This is a genomic window from Patescibacteria group bacterium, from assembly GCA_034520665.1.
In the GTDB taxonomy this organism is placed as follows: domain Bacteria; phylum Patescibacteriota; class Patescibacteriia; order JAXHNJ01; family JAXHNJ01; genus JAXHNJ01.
Genome location: JAXHNJ010000001.1, coordinates 133,289 through 154,998, shown reverse-complemented (window position 1 = coordinate 154,998; position 21,710 = coordinate 133,289). Strand labels below are relative to the sequence as shown.

The 21,710-nt window shown below is 33.8% G+C and carries 23 protein-coding genes and 1 tRNA gene; 8 read left to right on the top strand and 16 right to left on the bottom strand.

Features of this window, described 5'->3' with window-relative positions:
* Positions 1–48: 48 nt before the first annotated feature.
* The 10 genes from U5L76_00820 to U5L76_00775 form a co-directional block, all read right to left on the bottom strand.
* Positions 49–1,212, bottom strand: coding sequence for a ThiF family adenylyltransferase (locus U5L76_00820; protein MDZ7798140.1), 1,164 nt, complete (start codon positions 1,210–1,212; stop codon positions 49–51).
* Positions 1,196–2,752: a phenylacetate--CoA ligase family protein gene (locus U5L76_00815; GenBank protein ID MDZ7798139.1), complete on the bottom strand. Its 1,557-nt coding sequence runs from the start codon at positions 2,750–2,752 to the stop codon at positions 1,196–1,198. The genes U5L76_00820 and U5L76_00815 overlap by 17 nt, the downstream gene beginning before the upstream one ends.
* Positions 2,753–2,807: 55 nt before the next feature.
* Complete coding sequence (locus tag U5L76_00810) at positions 2,808–4,193, bottom strand: hypothetical protein (protein MDZ7798138.1); 1,386 nt, start codon at positions 4,191–4,193, stop codon at positions 2,808–2,810.
* 120 nt (positions 4,194–4,313) lie between these two features.
* A complete protein-coding gene (locus tag U5L76_00805) occupies positions 4,314–4,586 on the bottom strand; it encodes a hypothetical protein (protein MDZ7798137.1) in 273 nt (90 codons plus the stop codon).
* A 220-nt stretch (positions 4,587–4,806) separates the two neighbouring features.
* A complete protein-coding gene (locus U5L76_00800; GenBank protein ID MDZ7798136.1) occupies positions 4,807–5,241 on the bottom strand; it encodes a DUF523 domain-containing protein in 435 nt (144 codons plus the stop codon).
* Between the two features lie 447 nt (positions 5,242–5,688).
* Positions 5,689–5,759, bottom strand: a tRNA-Gln gene (locus U5L76_00795).
* 238 nt (positions 5,760–5,997) lie between these two features.
* Positions 5,998–7,608: a DNA polymerase III subunit gamma/tau gene (dnaX, locus tag U5L76_00790; protein ID MDZ7798135.1), complete on the bottom strand. Its 1,611-nt coding sequence runs from the start codon at positions 7,606–7,608 to the stop codon at positions 5,998–6,000.
* A gap of 99 nt (positions 7,609–7,707) precedes the next feature.
* Positions 7,708–8,244 (bottom strand): hypothetical protein, encoded by a 537-nt coding sequence (locus tag U5L76_00785; GenBank protein MDZ7798134.1) that lies wholly within the window; start codon positions 8,242–8,244, stop codon positions 7,708–7,710.
* A gap of 275 nt (positions 8,245–8,519) precedes the next feature.
* Positions 8,520–11,099, bottom strand: coding sequence for a type IV secretion system DNA-binding domain-containing protein (locus U5L76_00780; GenBank protein ID MDZ7798133.1), 2,580 nt, complete (start codon positions 11,097–11,099; stop codon positions 8,520–8,522).
* A 2-nt stretch (positions 11,100–11,101) separates the two neighbouring features.
* The gene (locus U5L76_00775; protein MDZ7798132.1) at positions 11,102–11,617 is read right to left on the bottom strand and encodes a hypothetical protein; all 516 of its coding nucleotides are present in this window, start codon (positions 11,615–11,617) and stop codon (positions 11,102–11,104) included.
* 138 nt (positions 11,618–11,755) lie between these two features.
* Between U5L76_00775 and U5L76_00770 the strand changes: the two genes are divergently transcribed.
* The 7 genes from U5L76_00770 (at position 11,756) to dusB (ending at position 16,532) form a co-directional block, all read left to right on the top strand.
* Positions 11,756–12,223 carry a hypothetical protein gene (locus U5L76_00770; GenBank protein MDZ7798131.1) on the top strand — a complete coding sequence of 156 codons (468 nt, stop codon included), beginning with the start codon at positions 11,756–11,758 and terminating at the stop codon, positions 12,221–12,223.
* A gap of 14 nt (positions 12,224–12,237) precedes the next feature.
* Positions 12,238–12,717 carry a hypothetical protein gene (locus U5L76_00765; protein ID MDZ7798130.1) on the top strand — a complete coding sequence of 160 codons (480 nt, stop codon included), beginning with the start codon at positions 12,238–12,240 and terminating at the stop codon, positions 12,715–12,717.
* A gap of 356 nt (positions 12,718–13,073) precedes the next feature.
* Positions 13,074–14,000 (top strand): magnesium transporter CorA family protein, encoded by a 927-nt coding sequence (locus tag U5L76_00760; protein MDZ7798129.1) that lies wholly within the window; start codon positions 13,074–13,076, stop codon positions 13,998–14,000.
* A gap of 7 nt (positions 14,001–14,007) precedes the next feature.
* On the top strand, positions 14,008–14,211 hold the full coding sequence (locus tag U5L76_00755) for a hypothetical protein (protein MDZ7798128.1): 204 nt from the start codon (positions 14,008–14,010) through the stop codon (positions 14,209–14,211).
* Positions 14,212–14,233: 22 nt separating this feature from the next.
* Complete coding sequence (locus tag U5L76_00750; GenBank protein ID MDZ7798127.1) at positions 14,234–15,178, top strand: AAA family ATPase; 945 nt, start codon at positions 14,234–14,236, stop codon at positions 15,176–15,178.
* 71 nt (positions 15,179–15,249) lie between these two features.
* Positions 15,250–15,432, top strand: a complete 183-nt coding sequence (locus U5L76_00745; GenBank protein MDZ7798126.1) for a hypothetical protein — start codon at positions 15,250–15,252, stop codon at positions 15,430–15,432.
* 131 nt (positions 15,433–15,563) lie between these two features.
* Positions 15,564–16,532, top strand: coding sequence for a tRNA dihydrouridine synthase DusB (gene dusB, locus U5L76_00740; GenBank protein ID MDZ7798125.1), 969 nt, complete (start codon positions 15,564–15,566; stop codon positions 16,530–16,532).
* On the opposite strand, the gene U5L76_00735 is transcribed toward dusB, so the two are convergent.
* From U5L76_00735 to U5L76_00720, 4 genes are all read right to left on the bottom strand, one after another.
* Positions 16,529–16,822: a hypothetical protein gene (locus tag U5L76_00735; protein ID MDZ7798124.1), complete on the bottom strand. Its 294-nt coding sequence runs from the start codon at positions 16,820–16,822 to the stop codon at positions 16,529–16,531. The two genes, dusB and U5L76_00735, sit on opposite strands and share 4 nt — an antisense overlap.
* A gap of 252 nt (positions 16,823–17,074) precedes the next feature.
* Entirely contained in the window at positions 17,075–17,638 is a 564-nt protein-coding gene (locus U5L76_00730) for a hypothetical protein (GenBank protein ID MDZ7798123.1), read from the bottom strand.
* Between the two features lie 71 nt (positions 17,639–17,709).
* Positions 17,710–18,852 (bottom strand): molecular chaperone DnaJ, encoded by a 1,143-nt coding sequence (dnaJ, locus tag U5L76_00725; GenBank protein MDZ7798122.1) that lies wholly within the window; start codon positions 18,850–18,852, stop codon positions 17,710–17,712.
* A 13-nt stretch (positions 18,853–18,865) separates the two neighbouring features.
* Positions 18,866–20,059 carry a hypothetical protein gene (locus tag U5L76_00720; GenBank protein ID MDZ7798121.1) on the bottom strand — a complete coding sequence of 398 codons (1,194 nt, stop codon included), beginning with the start codon at positions 20,057–20,059 and terminating at the stop codon, positions 18,866–18,868.
* Positions 20,060–20,245: 186 nt separating this feature from the next.
* Between U5L76_00720 and U5L76_00715 the strand changes: the two genes are divergently transcribed.
* The gene (locus tag U5L76_00715; GenBank protein ID MDZ7798120.1) at positions 20,246–20,419 is read left to right on the top strand and encodes a hypothetical protein; all 174 of its coding nucleotides are present in this window, start codon (positions 20,246–20,248) and stop codon (positions 20,417–20,419) included.
* A gap of 90 nt (positions 20,420–20,509) precedes the next feature.
* Here U5L76_00715 and U5L76_00710 read toward each other — a convergent pair whose 3' ends face one another.
* Both U5L76_00710 and U5L76_00705 read right to left on the bottom strand, forming a co-directional pair.
* The gene (locus U5L76_00710) at positions 20,510–20,806 is read right to left on the bottom strand and encodes a DUF3467 domain-containing protein (protein MDZ7798119.1); all 297 of its coding nucleotides are present in this window, start codon (positions 20,804–20,806) and stop codon (positions 20,510–20,512) included.
* Positions 20,807–20,835: 29 nt separating this feature from the next.
* A complete protein-coding gene (locus U5L76_00705) occupies positions 20,836–21,558 on the bottom strand; it encodes a glycosyltransferase (protein MDZ7798118.1) in 723 nt (240 codons plus the stop codon).
* Positions 21,559–21,710 lie beyond the last annotated feature (152 nt).

The following is a 21,710-nucleotide window of genomic DNA, read 5'->3' as shown; positions in this document are numbered from 1 at the left end:
CTAACCAGAAATTAAAGAGACTTATAATAATAAGAAGATATAGGTCCATTATGGTATATTTAACACCTTTTTAAATTCATTTGTTGATTTTTTTTTCTTTAAAAGAAAATCTTTTGATTGATATTCTGGATTTAGAACGTGGTCTAGAGAAAGGTTGAATTTGCCTGACTTAAGAGATTCTTCCAAAATTATTTTTCTGGCTAAATAGGACATTGCACATCCAGCTAAAAAAGCGGCGTTCCCGAGTTGTGGCCAGGTATAAAGAGACTTTCCAATTTCCAAAAGAGAACCTTGCATTCTTGGTACCACATTTTCGGGATGCACCCAACGAGAAATAATTCTTGCCGCTTCAATTTTTGGCGTTTCCGGCGTAATTGCTAGTAATTCTTTCTCTGGTACATCACCGTGTAAAAGCGGTCGATTCGGTTCTAAATCAAACCTTTCTATGTCTACAATAATATTATCTCCATTATCTGCTGCCATAATAACTGGGATGCGATGTTTGCGAGCTAAAAGTCTTATTTGTACTTTTAAGTATAAATTATCCATTTCTTCTATTAAAACATCAACTGATCTTGGTTTTAATAGAAAATTATCTAGATTTTTTATATTGAGGCCATTTCTGAATAATTTTAAATTACTATATGGGTTAACCTCGTAAACTTCTTGTGCACTCAGATCAGTTTTTTTCTTTCCCACATTAATAAAAGTAGTTCTAATTCTATTTATGTTTGAAGCCGCTAAATGGTCGTAATCCGCTAAGTGCATATTCTTCGGCCCTCCTGAATACAGAAGATTAGCGACCGAACTATTACCTACGCTCAAACCAGCTATTGCTATTGATGCATTATAAAATTTTTCTTGTTCCTTTTTGGTTATTAGATTCCTATTACGGGAGGTTCTAATTTCTGTATGTAAACTCTCCGGTAAAAAATGGACAAGATGATTATTCCAGGGGTAATATACCCAAGTACCAAATAATTTTTTATCTTGTTGTTCATAAAATGATTTTCTAAAATTTGACAGTTCAGACTTTTTTACTTTTCTAAATATTGATTTTGGATGACGGATATAAAAAAGTTCAGATATTTGATTATCAATTTCATCCACTATAAAATTTGCTGTCTTTAAAAACTTATTTATTTTTCCTAAGTTATTTTTACTTCTTGGGTTAAGTAATAGTGGTTTGTAGAAATTATTCTTTTTTGACATATTCTGGCTTTATTTTTGATGAAAAATATTTTGGGTCACCATAGGTAAATAATTCTACCGAGGGAAAAATACGATGACCGACTGTACGCAGAAGATATTCATATTCACGATTAATTTTAAGCAAATTATGATGTATAGTATTAGCTATTTTATTTTTTAATTTCTTGTTTATTTTTATACCGTGAGCTAATTCAACAGCCACATAAAAAGTCTGATTATGATTTCTGTCAAGTAGGATGTCAATAAAGTATTTTCCAGTAACTATATGCATGATATCTTTCTGTTCAAGACATTTTTTGATATGTTCCGGATAAATATTTGCCCCGTAAAATATTTTTGTATTATCTGCTCTGCCAAATAAGTAAACAAAAGGTAGTCGAGTAATAACATCTCCACATTTATTTTTTGTCATTTCTTTTATAATATTAATATTAAAGTTTTTCAGTGTTTCAGTCATTTTATTAAAAGAAATAACACCTCCAGTATCCCCAATAGAATATCTGACTAATGGAATACCGCCGTATGTAGTGAAAATTAAATTTCCATCAATTTCCTCAAAATATTTAAATGGAGGGTAATATTGAAGTAATGAGGGTAGTCTTTCGTCTTTAAACAAAGCTTTACGTAGTTCTTTATTTTCCGAGACGAGTTTTCTAATGTAAATTGATAAAGGCGTTTCATGGCCAAGAATCGCAGCGTCAGCTGAACCGTAAGTGTTAATCGAACTTTTATAATAGTTTTTTACCCCAATTCTTTTATAAATATATTTTCTGAATTCTTCGCTGAAACCCTCTCCACCAGAGATAAATTTAATATTATATTTTTCCCATCCTAAATTCTCTTTTACTCCTTTATCAATCACATCTTTTAGCACAGCTGGGTAAGCTGAAATTATAACTTGATCAAAATATTTACCAATATTTTTAATAATTCGTAGTATCGAATCTCTATCAGAACCAGGAGTTACAGCCGTTAGCGGATATCCTTTTTTTATTAAATTCATCAAGCTATTGAGTGTAAATACACCGGCAACATACATTCCCATAGCGTAGCCGACAATAAATAGAGTCTTATTTTTATCTGCCTTAAAAAAGTTTTTAAGAATAATTTCGTATTCGAGCGTCGTTTCATATTCCAGACCTAAACCTCTCGGCCAAAAAAATGGTTCGCCTGTAGATCCGGAACTTACTGAAATTAAATTCATCTGCTGGAAACTGCCACTCCAACAAAAATCATTTAAATCATACTTCTTGAGATAATTTTTTTTGGTAGTAATAGGTAAAGAGCTAAATTCTTTTTTTGTTATAATGTTTTTAGTATTAAAGGCCTTATCTTTTAAAAACTTATTGTAAGATGGCACTTCCTTTGAGGCTTTGCGAAATAACTTCAAGGCCATTTTTTGCCCTAAATCTTCAATTTTTTCTGGAGATTCAGTAACTAAAAAATTAAAAAACTTATCTGAAGACAAATTATAAAAGTTGATAAAATCCTTATATGAGTTTCTATAAATTAATTTGAATATGTCACTTTTTTTAATCATAAATATAAAAATAAAAAATAAGCTAATAAATTAATCCCATAGTATAAAATTACTTTTATGGTATATGCTTAAGCTCATGATATTTTTTAATTAATTGTGAGAGTATATCTCCGGCCTGGGCAGGAATATCTTTCTTCTCCAACCCCAATGACTGCAGTGCTTTCCGCCATTTTGTTATGTTTTTAGTAGAGAGATCAATATATTTATCAGAGGGTTTTTTGGGAGGTGAAGTCAATACTCGCATATCGGCTAACCTTATTTCTTCTTTTAATGAAGAGTTTTTTGAAATTTTGTCTTTAATTTGCTTTTGAATTTTCCGTGGTGAAAGACGCCAAAAATCTTTTCTGTTCACACGGTAATAATCAAGTAAAATAAAAAGTTCAAATAAAAGTTTGCGAGTTCGTTTTGGACCGAGATTTCCGTGCGCCACGCTTACTTTGGCGCTTTTATTTTGTTTTTGCCACCAAGAATCAAGGATGCGAGAACGCATTTTTAATGATTTATCTGAACAGGCAACTCCTGACTGGGCCAGAGCCTCAAGAGTGTTATAAGGACTTTTTCCTTTTTGCAGCGCTTTTATGATAATTTCCGCCAGCTCATGGGCGTCAATAACACCCATTTGACTCTGATTTGTTAATAAACGAAATTCTTCAAGTGCGTATCCCTGACTTTCACCGCCGTCAATTTCCTTATGACTGGTATTAAAGTCGGTAAGTTGAAAAACAGAGGTTGTCGGAATAATCTCTTGTATATTGGCAATTCTGTGACTATTACGCATGGCAAATAAAATATTTGTCTGTGAACCGGCCAGGGCCACTTTTTTTAAGAGAGAAAGTGACGGCTTTTCTTCGCCGTGTGTAAAGGGAATATCTAAACCCATACCACCGATGCCGGTCGTACCAATTTTTATGTATTGTGAAATATTAATTTTTTTTCTTTCCTTTTTCCAAAAATCATAGCTTAGTAGATGATATAAAATCTTATAGTATCGAAGCAGAAGAAGAGAACCCATTCCTATACCCTCTATAATACTTGATGAAAACTTGGCATAAGAACATTGGGTAGGAGTATTTATACTGTCAATAATATAGTCAGGACAAAAATCAAGGATAATTTTATAGAGAGGTTCTTTTTTAACCTCATCCTTTTTTATATCGGAAGCAAGAAAATTTTTTAATTGGACATTACTTTGCTTAGTATTTTTTTTAAAAGAAGATTGACTAAACCATGACGGCCACAATAGATTATTTTTATATTTCTTTATCTTTACCTTTTTATCTCTTTCAATTTTTTCAATAAATTTCCAATTCTTATCATTTTTTAAGCCAACCACTCCAATATTTTTAACTTTTTGATCTAAAAGAACGGTAACCGTATTTTTACCAACCAAACCTGTGCCTCCAAGTATTAATATTTTTTTATTTTTTAACCCTTGAGCCATTATATTGTATAAGAAAAAAATGAGTATAATTTAGTTATTAAAATTATACCATAAAATGCCTCTTTTTACAAAAGTAAAAAGGATAATTTTTTTCTAAAATAAAACTCTTTAAACTATTTATTATTTAACCAAAGGCAAACACAAAGCCGCTTCAATTTTTTTCATATTAGCCTTAAGCTTGCCAATCTCTGAGCGATCACCATGGCCGTTACTTTTTAAAGACTCCAGTTCTTGGTAAATAACTGGTTTTCTTTTTTTTAATAAATAATTAGTGAGGAAGTTATTTCTAACTAGAGAAATACCATTGGCTACGGAAAAGCCAATATTACTCTTAACCTGGTAATTATAGGTTTCTTGGTCAAATAATAAAACACCAGTCCGGTCCAGTTTCATGGTTTCTCTAATAGTTTTGACAATGGAGTCAATGATTTGGTCTAAGTCAATAGAATGAGTCAGTTCCTGGGCCAGTTTTTCCAGAGTAGCCTGGTAGTTGTAAATACTGGCAAAGAAGTATTTGTTGGCAAGATTTTCGAAGTAATTTTTCAGAGGTTCGTAAATAACTAAACTGAAAAGAAGTACAAGAGGACCCCAGACACCAGGAGTAATGATTTCCTTATAAATTTTTTTCCGTTATTACTTTTATACCATTTTTAGATAAAAGATCTGCTGTAACTCCGTTACCTTTTACTAAAGTACCCGAAAAAGTACCATCATAAGTCTTGCCAAAACCACAAGAAGGACTTTTTGACTTACCAATGAATTCTTTCACTCCTAATAATTTGGCTATTCTTAAGGTTTCGCTAGCTCCCTTTTTAAATTCCTCCGTTACTTCTCTCCCTTCTTTATTTAATACTCTGCCGTCTTTTTGAATCTCCTGGGGAATTCTAGGAGTAGGCAAACCTCCTAATTGTTCCGGGCATACGGGAATAACCTGGCCTTGTTTAAATAATTCAATTGCTTTTTGGCAAGGTTTAAATTTTGCATCCCACCGGCATTTAATACCCAAAAGACAGGCACTTATTAATTTTGGTTTGCATTTATTATTCATATCAAAATTATATGATAAAAAAGCCGTCGTTTAAAACAACGGCTCTATATTTATATTTTCTTCAAAAGATTATCTAATCTCCTCAGAGAGCTCTTTGTCCCCCTTCTATTTATTCCCAAGAAAGTAATATTTATATCTTCTTTTGCTAGTTTTTTCTGAAGAGCTGCTATAAAATGTCCTGGCTGGTGTGCCTTATAAATTTTCAAAATCAAGTTTTTTATATATATAAACTAATAGTAAGCATTAATGTATACTATTAGTTTAAATTATCATAAATTTGATGTCAAATACAAAAAATCCACATTTTAGTTTATGAAGGGTTATCAAATCAAATTTAATAGATCAACTTTAGAAGATTGGTTCTGCTTTTTTGGCTAAGATAGACCTTTCAGCGCCGAACCTAAATAAAAAACTGGGAGACCAGGATTTTCACCCGCCTAAAAATTTCTCCGGGGCTTGGATTCGAACCAAGATTACCTGAACCAGAATCAGGCGTCCTGCCATTAGACGACCCCGGATCGAGAAATTTTTGGCGGGCGGACCAGGATTACCTGAACCAGAATCAGGCCTCCTATTTATCCCGTCCCCATTCGAGTAAAACGAGAATTGGGTGCGGGACCATTAGACGACCCCACTATGTAATAATATTTTAGTATTAAGATTTTATCGGCCGAAGCCCGAAATTGATCTTGAACCAAGGAAATAAGTCAAAAGAAAATTAAAGGGCGAAGACGATCTCGACTTGTTTTTATTCTTTTAAGCTTTTAAAACCTGCCCGTCAAATGATTTTAGAACATCCTCAAAGTCTTCATTTTTTTTATCTTTTTGCCCAAGTTTACTGGACTTTCGGTTAATATTAACCTGACTGATTACAAATTTTATTCTCAAGGGTTTTTTAAAAAATTTACCAATTACCTTTTCTATCTTAACTATATTTTTATTATCACTCAATCTTTCCTGATGAAACTTAAAATTACAGCCAATTATTAATTTATCCTCTTTATGTTCTATGGGCTGGCAATTTTTTAAAACTAAGGCTAAGGAATGATTTTTTTTATTTAAATGACTAATAATATTAGGCCATTTTTGATAGGCTTTTTTTAAAACTGGAGTATTTTTATTTGATTTTAATTTTTGACTTTCTGTATTTATATTGGATTTATTTTTATCTTTGGAGCTCTCACTTTTCTTTTTCGGTAAAGATGAAGTATTTTTTTGACTAGAATGACTATTATTATCATTATTATTTTTAAAATCAATTGGCTTACTTTCCTCATCAAAGTGACATATGTCTATAGCAAATAATTCCAGCGGTAATTGAGGTATAGAAACATAGCTAATTTCTTTTTTGTATTTTAAGAGTTTATTTATCATTAAATTTAAAACCTTTAAGTCCGTTCTTTTAATAAAATTATAAAAATCCTCTTCTGATTTATCTTCAACTTCAAAATAAGAGAATTTCTCCAGTCTTTTATCTACTTTTATTAAAAGAACTTTGCGCAAAAAATCCAGAAACTGTTTGGTGAAATTTTTAATATCAACCCCTTCTTTTATCAATTGATTAATGATTTCAATGCTTTTAGTCTTATCCTTTTTTATCAGGGCTTTAAAAAGCTGGTAAATTAATTTAAAATTCGAACGGGGTAAAACTAATTCAGCTACTTCTTTGGTTATTTTTTTCTCACCTAGAGAAAAAACCTGGCCCAGTATAACTTCAGCGTCTCGAATTGAACCTTCAGCCAAAGAAGCAATAGTTAATAAAACCTCGTCATCAATTTTAATCTTTTCTTTTTTGGCAATTTTTTCCAGTCTTTTTTTTACCTCTCTTGGATTAACATTTTGAAAATCAAATCTCTGGCATCTAGATATAATCGTTTCCGGTAGCTTATGAATCTCAGTAGTAGCCAGAATAAATATAACATGGGCCGGGGGTTCTTCCAGTATCTTGAGCAGAGCGTTAAAAGCAGATAATGAGAGCATGTGCACTTCATCAATTATAAAGACTTTATAATCCAGCCTTGAAGGTACAGTGCGGGCGTTGGGAATAATATTTTCCCGAATATTATCCACCTGGGTATGTGAAGCGGCGTCTATTTCAATCACGTCCAAAGCCTGCCCTTTTATTATTTCCTGGCAAGCCTGACACTGATTACAAGGCTCACCCTCTTTTCTTTGCTGACAGTTAACAGCCTTAGCTAAAAGACGAGCCGTGGTCGTCTTGCCCACTCCTTTGGGACCGTTAAAAAGATAGGCATGAGCCCAGTTTTTACTTTTAATTTCATTTAAAAGGGTTTCTTTGATGTGGTTTTGACCGACCAATTCTTCAAAATTCTTGGGCCGGTACTTACGATAAAGAGTCAAAGACATAAAAAAAATTATAAATAGGTTGTTTATTTATAATACAATACTTTGACCTGATAAATCAAGGCCTCAGTCATAAAAAATATAAAATTGAAGTTAAAATAACTATTTTTTAATCACATTTTCCACGGCCGCCCAAGTGCTGTCTCCCTCGCGAGGCGCTAAAATAACCGCTTCATCCCCGACACCGCCTTTATAATAGGTAACGCTAGCAAAAAGCACATTATAGGTTTTATCATCAGATAATACTTTAAAATCTCCGGTGGTTTCATCCTTAATCAAGGTGCCCACTTTGCGGTCACGTTCAACCGGACTAATTTGTTTGTAAACAAAAGAACCATCCGGCATGATGGTTAACTTTAAAACATCACCCTCCACTAATTTAGATTTTGAAGCGTAGTTAGCAGGAATGGAATACTCTTTCCCGTCCGGTCCGATCATACTCTGTCCGTCAAAAACTCCTTCCACTATTTTTTCATTTTCATTTATATCAACGCTGCCCACTTCCTTGGCTCGTTCCTGCATTTTTGAGGACCCGGCTTGTCCAGTCATCTCAGCTAAAAGTGATTTGGCCTGGGCAATACTGTCTTGAGCTGTATCAATTAATTTTTTTATCAGCTGAATTTTGTTTTGTTTAGGCATTTTTTTATTTTTAGTTAATTTTTATTTCTTTTATTTTATACGTTTTTATATTTATTTATAAAATATCAAATTTTAATTTTTGTCCCGATCCCGCCGTAGGTGCGGATCAAGGATTTTACGAAGTGGGATTTTTTTAATTTTTTTATTTTTTTATATTTTTATTTTAGCTCACTAATATTATCAGGAAGCTAAATTTTAGTCAAATAAAAAATTAACCGGCTACTGGGAGTCTGGCCTTAAACAAAATAAAAGTGAACAATTTTTTTATTCAGAATTTATTTTCTATCAGAATCAGTTTTAATTGATTTCTCTTCTGGTTTTTCTGAGCCTAGTTTGGTTCTTTTTAGAATTTCACTATCAACTTCACTGACGGGGCGGGCAAATTTTTGGCGTGAGAGCTCTTTTATCTTTTCAGCTATTTCCCGGCTACCTGGCTGTGGCGGATAAGTAGCCATATTAAAAGGTTTGGAAGCACTGTTATCAATTAGAAGTTTAACATAAGCATTAAACCGAGGAATATTAGTCACGTCATATTCACTAAATGTGGGAGAAAATTGTTTAGCAATTATTTCCGCATCATCAACCCCAATTCTAAAAGAAATCATGCTGCCGACATTACCTAAAACAGCGTCTCTAATTTTAGTATCGCCTTTTTCCACCAACTGCCCGAGATACTGATGAGCCATAGTTAAATTAAGCCGGTATTTTCTAGCTTCAGACAATATGGTAGCAATAGAATCGGTGATAAAATTTTGAAACTCATCAATATAAAGATAAAAATCCTTTCTTTCTTCTTCTGGCATTTTAGCCCGGGCCATGGCCGCCATTTGCAGCTTAGAAACAATAATTAAGCCCAGTAAATTAGAATTGACCTCCCCTACTTTGCCCTTTGATAAACTAACTAATAAAATCTTACTTTCATCCATTATTTTATCAAAATTAAAGCCGGACCTGGATTGGCCAATAATGTTTCTCATCATTTTATTTTCCACAAAACGGCCAACTTTGGAAATTAAGTAACCCAGCATTTCTGACTTATGAAAGTCCGAGGTTTTAGCCATTTCTTTTTCCCAAAAAGATCTAACTATAGGATCATCTACTTTTTTAACTTTATACTCCTGAAAGTCTTTATCAGAAAACATCCGGGGAATATCAGTAATAGTACCCGGGTATTCTTTATCAGCGATTAAAGTAAGCATCACGTTTCTCATATTGTGCTCAAACATAGGGCCAATCATTTCCGGCGGAAAAAGTTTATGAAAAATAGCAATCATTTCCTGAACCGCAAAATCAGCTTCGGCCGGATCTTTAGCTTCCAGCATATTTAGACCCATCGGTCTCTCTGTATCAGATGGATCAAATATTATAACATCATCCGCTCTTTCTTTAGGCACACAACGCAAAACATTTTCCACTAAATCTCCGTGAGGATCGACCAAGCAAACCCCCCGGCCTTTGGCAATATCCTGCTTAGCCATTTCTTCCATTAAAGCTGACTTACCAGTACCGGTCATACCAATAAGATAAGCGTGTCTTCTCCTGTCTTCTACTTTCATGCGGATTTCCTTTTCTACATTACGGTAAACATTCTTACCTAAAATTATACCTTCTTTTGGAATATTTATCGGAGCTGGGGCTTTTCTAGCTTCCAGCCAGCGAATATTGGGAGTTTCAGTAATACTTAAAGGAAAATGGAATAAACTGGCCATTTCTTCGGTATTTAAAATTACCTTTCTTTTTTCATCAAAAGTACGATAGATATAGTGCTCGATTAATTTATTCATTTTAAAAGAACCCTTTTTAGTAAATCCGTTCCCGTATTCGTAAAGAGTATATTGGTTAAATGAATCAATAATACCTTTTAAAATATGATTGGCTCTTTGTTTAGTTTTAGAGGAAACTATTAATCTTACGTTGACATCAAAACCAGCTCGCGAGGTTTTTTCTTCAATACTTTTGGCTATTTCTTCATCACGGGCTGATAACTGTACCAGGCCCGGGGTTTGAGGTTGTTCTTCTTTCTTGGGCACAAAAATCCGATAAATTTCCCTGATAACATTAAAAAAACGACTGCTTCCTCCAGTAGCTTCTTTTAATTTTTTACCTTCGTGCATTTTCCGGGCTACTTTGGCTCCCTGGTTGTGCCACTGACCCTTAGCACTCCGACAAATAAATTGAATAACCGCTCCTTCATCATTATCTAACTTGGAGAGAGTGTTAGTTAAAGCACTCAAGGGATCTGTATCAATATGTCTATAGGTTTTAATCGGAAATATAAATTTTTTCCTAAAAACTAAATTAGTAGCCGTCACCTGACTATCCGGCTTAAATATATTATGGTCTTCCACTATTTCAATATTGGCTTTGGGAAACTGGGCGTGAATTTGCTCTTCCATGTAATTTTGTAAATAATGGGGTGTGACCACATAAAAAGAAATTAAGCCTTCATGAGCCACTATTTCTAAAGAGAAAAAATCCTGCCGGCCACGGAAAAAAGCCTTTAACCCCCTCTGGGCTCTCATGCCGCCCATATTGGCGTACCAAACTTCTACTTGATCAATCATTTCCTGAATATTTGATTCGGGCTGGCCTTCTTTTTCTTCCTGGGTTCTTTCCTTAGGCAAGGTGACCAGCATTATATCACGCCTTAAAGAATCAGAGCGATAGTATTTGCGTCGCATAAAATAACGAATAATAAAAGCTGCCACCGCCAGAATAAATAAAAATAAAATAATATAAAAAATAGCCCCAATTACTGGATGAGCCAGAAATCCATTTTCTTGGTCTTTGATAGTATTAACTGTCGGCAAAGCACCGCTGTCAGGATCTAGTAAGGCTTGTAAAAAAATATACATTTTTATTCTCCTTTTTTTTCTTTTTTTATTCTCAAAATTTTATCACTCTTTATTTTCGCTTCTTTTTCTAGAAAAAATTTATTAACCCCGGGAATCAGTTTTAACCAGCCCTTAACCACTTCCAATATTTCTCGGGTTTTATCCTTAACATCATTAATTAAAACTTCTATTTTTGAGGCTGCTTTTTCTCCTTCTTTTTTAAATATTTCCTTTTGCTGAGTGTCCATTTTTTGATAAACATCCATCAAATCTTCCTGCAAAATATTTTCTATTTGCCGCCGTTGTTCGGTTTTTTCCTGGCCTTTTTCTAAAGCCTTAGAAACTGTTTTTTCATCAGTGATACTTCTTCTAGTTTTTCTAACCGGCTTATATTTTTCATCCTCTGAAACACTTTGACTTTCTGCACTTTCTCTTCCTTGTTCTGATTCTTTTACTTCTCTTTTTTCTTGGTCTTTTGTAGCAAAATCTTCTGGTTTTCTTTCCCTTTGTTTTATTAAATTTTTTTCATCAATAGCCATATATTTAGAATTATTGTAATATTATTATACCATAAATCAGCCCTCCTTGACAAAAGTAGATTATTTTGTTAGTCTATTAAGTTAAGTTTGTTTAAATCTATTAGAATCTATTTGAACCCTTAAAAAGGAGGTCTTGAGATGAAACGGATTTTTGTTCTTTTCATTCTTTTCGGATTTATCAGCCTAAACATAGGTTGCTCAGTTGGGTTTTTCCGGGATAATATTCTGCATCCGGAATTCGGAGTAGATAACTCCGGATATGAAAAAATTAGAAGGGTAGAGAATTGGCCTATTACTGAAGTTGAACTCAATAACCGAGATTCTTCGGTTATGTCTAGAGTTCATGTCTATTATGACTGGTATGGGCGTTTTGAGCCTTATGCCGCTAACGGACATCAGCTGCGAAAAAAAAGGTTTGACATCAACATTGATGTCCCGCCAGGCGAAAAAATCAAAGTGAAAGTGCCGGCTAATTTGATTATTTATATAAAAATAATCAACGTCTATACTGCTAAAACTTCAGAACCAATAAAAATAAATTCTGGTTCGATTTTTTTTAGTCACAGTCTAGATGTTACTCCGCCGGGAGTGGTTGAAACCTACTAAAAGGAGGTCCTGATATGAAACGATTAATTCTGATTTTCTTCGCTTTAGTTTTTATTACCAGTTTATTTGGCTGTACCTCTTATGTTAAGAGGTACAGTATAACTCGACACAAAAAGGCTTATCTTACTTTTTTCAATCCCAGTATACATATTGGGAGGGTAAGCATAGAGCCTTTAAGCTCGAATGAGTTTACCCCCCGGGTATCAAAATCTAAAAATATGAATACTACTACTCACAATTATAAGTTGCAAGAAAGTAGAGCTAAAAATATTCATTTGCAACTTGAGCCAGGTGGTATTAAAAGACTCTTGTTAAAACCCGGGTATTACTTAATCTCGATGTCCACTAACAAAGGACATCGGATTAAAATCCAGGCCGCCGATGGCCGTATTTATAGTATGCACGGTCATATAATGGGTAGTGTTATAAGACTGCCCAAAGCCGCTAACGAGCCTGGCTATGGCTCGTTTGAACTGGATGTTATTAATAATTAACATCCTTCCGAAAAGATTTAGCCCGGTGGCATTTATTTGTCCCGGGCTTTTTTTATTTTCTTTGTTTTTTACCCTAGTAGCTGTCAGTCGCGACTGGCGGCTACGCTCTTAATAAAAATTTAATTAGGCGGAGATAAATATCATTAGGCGTGAAAGAAAGCCAATTATTATTACAATTACTGGCTTAATTCGTTTTATAGAAAACCGCCATATGTCTGTGCACATTACCAAGTGCCCTTTACAAAAGTACTAAAGTATGCTACAATATAGGTATAATGTCCCAAAAAAAGCATTTGGGATTTTAAAAACAAAAAAACAAAAAAAGAGGCAACTTAGCCATAAAATAAAAATAAAAAATGAGTTTAGCGGAACTAAAAAAGAATAATTTACGTTGGGTCAATATCTCTGAAGCCACTAAAGGTGAGATTGATTTTTTGCGTAATAATTTTAACTTCCATCCTCTAGATTTAGAGGATTGTTTAGTTTCTGGACAAAGACCAAAAATTGAAAAATACGAAGATTATATATTTTTAGTCTTAATTTTCCCAGTTTATAACCGTGAGACTCGCGAAATTGAGCCGTCTGAAATAAACTTTTTTATCGGTCATAACCTAATTATTACTATCCATGATACCAAACTACCGCCGGTTAATGAGCTTTATGAAAAATGCCAGACTGATGATGAAGATTCTCAAAGACTTTTGTCTCACGGCTCAAGTTATCTGCTTTATGAAATGTTAGATAAACTACTTAGTTATTGTTACCCCATGCTTGATCATATTAGTATTGATATTCGCACTATTGAAAAACAAATATTTGCCGGTTATGAAAGAAAAAATCTCTCAGAATTATTAATCACCCGCCGCAACATTACAGATTTTAGAAAAATTATGCAGGCCCATAAAAATACTCTCAAAAAATTAGCAGCCGTTATTAAAGACCGTAATTTTTCAACCAGTTCAAAAATTAAAATTTATTATAATGACCTAATAGAATTAAGTAAGGAGATCTGGGATCATTTAGGCGGATTTAAGGAAGCTATTGAAACTCTGCAAGACACTAATGAATCACTGATTTCTAACCGGCTGAATGATATTATGAAAACCTTTACCACTATGTCGGTAGTTATCTTTGTTATGACACTGGTGGCTACTTTATTTGGTATTGGTGCTCCGGGTACTCCTTTTCTTAATCTGCCCTGGGCTTTTTGGCTCATCTTGATGCTTTTAATTGTAGTGGCTATGGGCATGTGGCAATATTTTAAAAAACGTAAATATTTATAAAAAATTTATGAAAAAAGAAAAAACTCAAATCATTACTAAACAATCACTGGCCGAAAAAGTTTCTGTTATCTATTTTGTGAGTGTTGGTGTTATTACTCTTGGATTAACTTTTTTCTCCGCTTTTTACACTTTTGTTTTGCCTAGAATTTATACTGATACGAATTTAACGGAAAACACAAATCAAACAACTGTTAATCAAATTACTAAATAATAATTAATTTTTAAAATTTCAAATGAACCATTATTATATAATCGGATTTCTGGCTGTCGGCTTAGTAATTTTTATTTATTACAGGAGCCAAAAAACTATAGCTAAAACCAATACTCTGGATCTTTATTCTAAAGATTTAACCGCTCTAGCTAAAGCTGGAAAACTTGATCCAGTCATTGGAAGAACCCATGAAATTGAAAGAGTTATTCAAGTTTTAACCAGACGAACTAAAAACAATCCGGTTTTAATTGGCAAATCAGGAGTCGGTAAAACTGCTATTGTTGAAGAATTGGCTAATGAAATTGTTAAAGGTCAAATCCCCCGTCCCCTACTCAATAAAAAAGTTTTAGCTCTGGATTTGTCTGGCTTAGTAGCCGGTACTAAATATCGCGGTGAATTTGAAAAAAGATTAAAAATGATTGTTGACGAAATAATCGCTTCCAAAAGAAATATTATAATATTTATTGATGAATTACATTCTTTAGCTGAGGCTGGTGAAGCTACTGGCGCTATTGACGCCGCTGATATTTTAAAGCCAGCTCTGGCTCGTGGACAGCTGCAAGCTATTGGCGCTACTACCCGTCAGGATTACCAAAAATCTATTGCTCATGACCGAACCTTAGAAAGGCGTTTCCAGCCAGTCTATATTGAAGAGCCCGGCGGCGATCAAACCCTGGAAATATTAAAAGGATTGCGCCACCGCTACCAAAAACACCACAGTGTTAAAATTTCTGACGAGGCTTTAGCGGCTTGTGTTATGCTTTCTAATAAACGTCTAAAAGACAGATGTTTTCCTGACAAAGCTATTGACCTTATGGACGAAACCGCCGCCAAGGTAAGAATAGAATTTATTAAGCACCCGGAAAAATTTAATACCAAAAAACCAGTTGTTACTAAAAATTATGTAGAAGCCACTCTTAAAGACTGGTCCGATGACGAGAATTCAGAATTAATTGATAATTCCTAATATTTAGGATAATAAAAGGTCGAAAATCGAGCTCAGCTCGAAAAAAAAACAAAAACAAAAAGGAAAAAATTATGTCAAAAATCAAAGAAGATCCCCAAGGCGAAGAAAACACTCCTGAACAAGAAACTCCTGAAGGCATGGAGTGCCAAAAAGACAGACACGTCCTCGGTGAAATTGCCGGCGGTATCTGTTTAGCCAGTACTATGGTTTCTTGTCTCAGCCTTTTCTTAGTGGCTATGGTGGGATTAGTTTAAATCGTTCTTTTGCTTCCAAACATTGAGTAACAAAATTTTACTGCTCAATTAATCAGCCCCCTTCCACTACTGAGGGAGGGGGTCTTTTTCTATTTGTAAATACTTAAAATTTAAAGTAATATAAATCTATAATGAAAAACTTCTGGCAAAAAATAAATAAGCCTATTTTGGCTCTGGCTCCTATGGCCGGTATTACTGACTCAGCCTTTAGGCAGCTTTGTCAAAAATACGGCGCTGATGTTTTGTATTCGGAAATGACTTCAGCTGACGGGCTTTTTTATGAGAGTAAAAAAACTTTAGACTTACTAAATTCGAATAAAAAAGAAAAGTCCCTTGTCATTCAGCTTTTTGGTAAACGCCCGGAAAAATTTACCAAAGCCGCTTCCTTAGGGGAAAAATCAGGAGCCAGCGGCATCGATATAAACTTTGGCTGTCCGGCTAAGAAAGTAACCCGCCACGGCGGCGGGGTATCTTTAATGAGAGATTTAGATAAATGTTATCAAATTATTGAAAATACACTTAAAGGCACGAGCTTACCAGTATCAATAAAAATAAGATCATCTATTAATTATAAAGCAAAAAAAATAACTGGTGTAGATCTAATCAAAAAGGTAAAAAAACTGCCCTTATCCGCCATTATGATTCACGCACGTTCTTATGAAAAACCTTTTTCTGGTCCGGTTAACTTTGAGATGATTAAAAAAATTAAAAGACTGGTCAATATTCCTGTTTTAGGCAATGGCGGTATTGACAGCCCTGAAAAAGCCAAAGAAATGCTAGATAAAACCGGCTGTCATGGCTTAGGATTAGCTCGTAGTGTACGAGGAAAACCCTGGCTTTTTCAGCAAATAAAAGATTATCTTAAAAAGAATGAATACAAAGAATTCACCTGGCCGCAAATAAAAAAAGTAATACTTCAGCACGCCCGGCTGGTCTATAAAACAAAAAAAGACCATGGTTTGATTGAGCTAAGAAAGCACCTAGCCTGGTATATCAGCGGTTTTCCAGGCGCTTCTAAATACAGAAAAGAACTGGTTCAAACCAGCCATATTGAAGAAATCAAAACAATAATTAAAAAAATAAAAAAAAGCTCCTTTTAATAATAGGAGCTTGTTATATTATTGAGATGAATTTTTTTAACCTGCGCTTGTACTAAGTCGTCAGGTAAATTTAGTCTATTACGGATAAACTTCTCAGGATTATTTATTCTTTTAAGTTTGATGAAAACTTTGGATGATTCTTTACTGATTTTAAAATTGGGGTTATTAGCAATCAGAGTTTTTATTTTATCAGTTATTTCAATACTATTTTTAGGCGATGAAATATATCCGTAAACTATAATCTGATTTTTTAAATCATATAAGGCATAATACAATCTCTTAATGTTCATTTTCTCCCCTCTTGGTGTATTGATATTATAAATAATATCTAATATAAGGTGCTATTCAATATCGAATTTAGTCATATTCAAGACTGTTCTCTTTTGGAACAACTAAGAATATTATCATAAGAGATAAACCTTGTCAAGTCTAAAAAAAACAAGTTCTAAGCCTAACCACTTAACCGCCTATTCTAGGAGAATACAAAAGAGGTTAAAAAAAACTCCCTTTTAAAAAAATAGCTGTTTTAAATCAGTATATATTTATAAATCGTATTTAATTTTCTTTTTTGAATCCCCTTTAATCAATATCATCATAACAATCGGGGCCACTATCCAGCCAAAACGAGCGTAGTCGCCGGCAAATAAAGTTTTGGTTAAGGGTGATAGCTGTTCTAAAGACTCAGGTGGTAAAAAGGAAAGGGTAATACTAACCAAAAGACCAACATGTAAAATACTAAAAAGAATAACCTGCCACCAGCTACCGCGGCTATCCGTATTGCTCAAAGCCTTAAGTAAGGCTGAACGGGAAAGAAAGAAAAATAATAAAATAAAAATAACTAAGAAAGTAGACATTTTAACGGCAAACATCTCTTTCATCACATCCATCACTGGCGGCGTATTAACCACAGCCAGAGACATATAAATAGAAATTATTATAATAATAATCCTATCCTTACCTAAGGACATGCCGTAAAGAAAACCGGCAATAATAAAAAACAAGACTATAAATAAGTCCCAGGTCGGTTCAGCCCAGTTTATATTAGATACATAGGTAGTAGCTGAATTAGTGGCATTAGCCACCACACTGCCAAAAAATATTGCCATACTTTTTGTTTTTTATTTTTATATCTATATTATAGCATAAATTTACGAAAAAATCAAAAATAACAGACTACTTACTCTTCTTCAGCTAATTCCTTAAATATTTTCTTTTGTTTACGATTTAACCGCCCGGGTGTCTTAACTATTATTTTTACATAATGATCGCCCCGGCCACCGGCTTTAAGGCGTGGCACTCCCTTATTTTTTAATCTTAACATTTTTCCAGTCTGCACCCCTGAAGGAATTTTTAAAGAAACCTCTCCATCGACAGTTTCTACAGGCTTTTTAGTGCCTAAGGCCGCTTCAGAAAAAGAAATTTCTAAGTTACTGTAAATATCAAAATCACGGCGTTCAAAGCGAGAATCCGGGTTAACTTTTATCCTAATATATAAATCACTATTTTGTCTGCCTCTTGGCGCGGCTTCGCCCTGACCAGCTAAACGAATAGCCTGACCGGTATCAATACCAGCTGGTATTTTCACTTTTATTTCTTTTCTCTCTTTAACTATTCCTTGGCCGCCACACTGAGAACATTTTTTGCCAGGCTTTTGGCCCTGCCCCTGACAATCGGGACAAACACCAGCTGTTCTCATTTGACCTAAAAAAGTATTTTGTATTCTTTGCACCTGGCCAGAGCCACCACAAGTTTTACAGGTTTCTATTTTACTACCAGGTTCGGCTCCACTGCCCTGACACTTCTCACAACGGACATTTTTGTCCAGGGTAATAAATTTTTCGGCGCCAAAAACAGCTTCCATAAAATCTACATTCATAGATGCTTCTATATCGCGGGCCCGACCTCGACGACTTTGCCTTTGCGAAGAACGGCCGCCAAAGCCAAAAATATCCCCGAAAATATCACCTAAATCACCAAAATCGAAATCTTGATACTGTCCTCTTCCGGTCCCCTGGCTCTGCCGATAAAAGTCCGAAGAGGAAAAACCGCCAGCTTGACGAGCAAAGTCCTGCCAATTAAACCCGCCTCTAGCACCGCCGGAAGCGGCGTCTTCAAAAGTAGAGCCATATTGATCATACTGGGCCCTTTTTTCTTTATTGCTTAAAACCTGATAGGCTTGATTAATTTCCTTAAATTTAGCTTCATCACCGCCTTTTTTATCAGGATGGTATTTATGGGCTAGCTTACGATAAGCTTTTTTTATTTCATTTTCATCAGCGTCTTTACCAACGCCGAGTATATTATAGTAATCCTTAGACATAATATTTAAATTTTCAAGACAACTCAGCTACTTCTACTTCTCGGTTCTCTTTTCTGATAGCCACAAAACCGGTTAAAAATAGTATCATATAAATAACTAGAGCAAAAATAGCCGCCAATAGACTGTAAAAATAATTGAAAATAGCCAGACTAATAAATAAAGTCACTGCCAATACTGGAGGAATAATATTTTCATAAGAAGCCATACCTTCATCAAGTTTGACCGATACTATTTTTTTTATAACTGAACCAATTTTTTCGTCCCCGGAAGCTTCAATACCCATTTGTTTCAGAAAATCGTCCCGGGCCTGACTTAACTCTTCAGTAAATAAACCGGTTAATTCAGCTTCAACAATGTCTTTGGTTTCAAGACGACCTTCATCTATTTTCTTTAAAATCTCGGGCGGAATTTTTTCTCTTTTAATCTGCCCCGAATCAATAGCTCTTTGAATCTCTTCCTGTAATTCTTGCTGTTGAAAACTTTCCTCAACTTTAACCTCATCTCCGATCTGCGACCCAATATTTTCTACAAAACTTTCGGCTCCAGTCAAAATAAATTCGTCTAAAGTCATATCCGGATTATAAGTTTCAAACTGACTTTCTAAAACCAAATTAACAATATTAGCCAAATTGCCGGCCAAAATAGAGCTGATTTTTTCATCATCGCTTCTCTCCTGACCGACCAGCTGAGCATAAAAAAGTATGGAAACACCTAGAACACAAATTAAAAAAGTAAACAATAAATGAACCTTGATACAGTTTAATATATGAAATTTTATACGATCATCTCTTTCTTTTCGCACTCCCCTGGCAAAGAAAAGAAAACCAAGACTAATAAAAATAAAAACTAAAAAGGTATAAATAGATATTCCAAAAAATATAAAAACTAAAGCCACTGAAAGAAAATAGGTTAAATTTCGCAACCATTTTTTGTTGACAAAAACAGCTACTAAACCAACCAAAGCCACCCATAAACAAAATGATAAAACCGGAAAAAGTAAAGTAACTAAAGAAGAAATAACTTGGCCACTTTCCAGACGAATACCATTTTTTAAAACTCGGAAAAGAGCATACCAAGATAAAAGCCCCCCACCAAAAGTAACTATGCTCATAGCCAAGATTTTAATCTTTTGTTTCCGGGAAATTTCTTTTTTCGGTTTTACTTTATCTTTTATTTTATCTATTTTGGGTTTATTTTTATATTTCATATATTTGGTTTTAATAAATGAATTTTAGCAAAAATTGCCTTATTTTTCAAGATCTTGGTTTGACATATATTATATTTTATGGTAAATTAAATTGTTAATTTTTTCCGCACTTTTAAAAGGAGGTTATAAATGTTATTGTCAAAACTGCTAAACAGAGGTTCCTTTAAAGAGAGGCTGATAAGAGAAATGGCCAGAGATAGAAACAATAACTATTTGGGGATTATTCCTGAATCTTGGGAATATGAATATATTATGGAAAGAATGAATCACCGGCCTTTAGATTTTGCTGATAAGTTCCTTTTAGTTATGATGGGTTTTATTATATTAGCCTCTTTTATAACTTATATAATAATACACTAAAGCGCATAGGTCTTCCCTCCCTTGGCTCTGGAAACAAAACCAGGGCCTTATTTTTTCACAGCTTTCCATTTATATATGGAAAGTTTTTATTTAGCCTTTAAAACCAATATCCTGCTTTTGTGGATTTTCAGCCTGTTTAATTTCGCCAAATTTTTCCTCGTACTTTTTCAGATTTTGAGTTAAAGCATTGACAATTCTTTTTAAATGACCGGGTGAAGTAACTATCCGCGAGACTAATTGCCCCTGTGGCGGAAAAAGATTAATAAAATCCAAAACAAATTCTTCTTTAGAGTGTGCCGCCATCAGATTATTAGCATAATGGCCTTTTAAGATTTCATCTGTGGCTTTGAGATTAACTTTTTGCCCTTGGGCTTGATTTTGATTCATAGTTCTTAAAGATTAATTATAATAAATTTTTATTTTTTAAAGGGAGAATAATAAATATCATGAGTAAGCATTAAATACTGGTTTCTCTTCTTTTGAATAATCTTTTCCTCTTTTTCGCCTCGTTTTAATTCAAATTTTCTTCTTTTGGTTAAAGAATGGATAACCGTACTAGCTTTAATATCTCTCAAGTAATACCATCTAAAACCAGCCAAATAAGCGCGAAAACAATATTCTCTATCTTCATGACGATAACTCTTATCATATAAGTATCCTAATTTACTAAAAATTTTTTTAGAAAATGAGAAAAAACGCCCAGCTAAAGTCCAGAAAGGATAAGGATCCATAAAATTAAACCCACCTTTTTGAAAAGAATAACCTTTTTCCTGGGTAAAGACTCCCAGGATAGCTTTATCTTTAAAAACTTGATGAGCTTTAAATAAAATTTTATCCCAGTTTTTAGTTTTTATAAAAACATCCTGGTCAAGAATAGTATAGTAATCCATATTAGAATTTTTTCTTAAAACATTATTCACTGAACAAGGTTTGGATATATTTTTTTTATTATAAACAAAATTTATCTGCGGATATTTTTCTTCCAGTTTTTTCAATATTTTGGTAGTTTTAAAATCACTAGCGTCATCAACTAAAACAATTTTGTTACTATTTAAATTAGTCGTTAGGACGAGATTATCCAAACATTTTTTAATCAATTTTGGTGCTCGATATGAAGTGATAATAATAAGGTGTTTCATTAGCTTTATTTTACCTTAAAAATTGATATAAACTCAAATCATTGATACTTTAATTAACTAGTTAATGATTGGCTCTTTAAAAATGAGGTGTAAAATGAAGTACGGATTAACCCTAGTATTAGCCTGCTAATTGGTATTATTGGCGCTCAAAC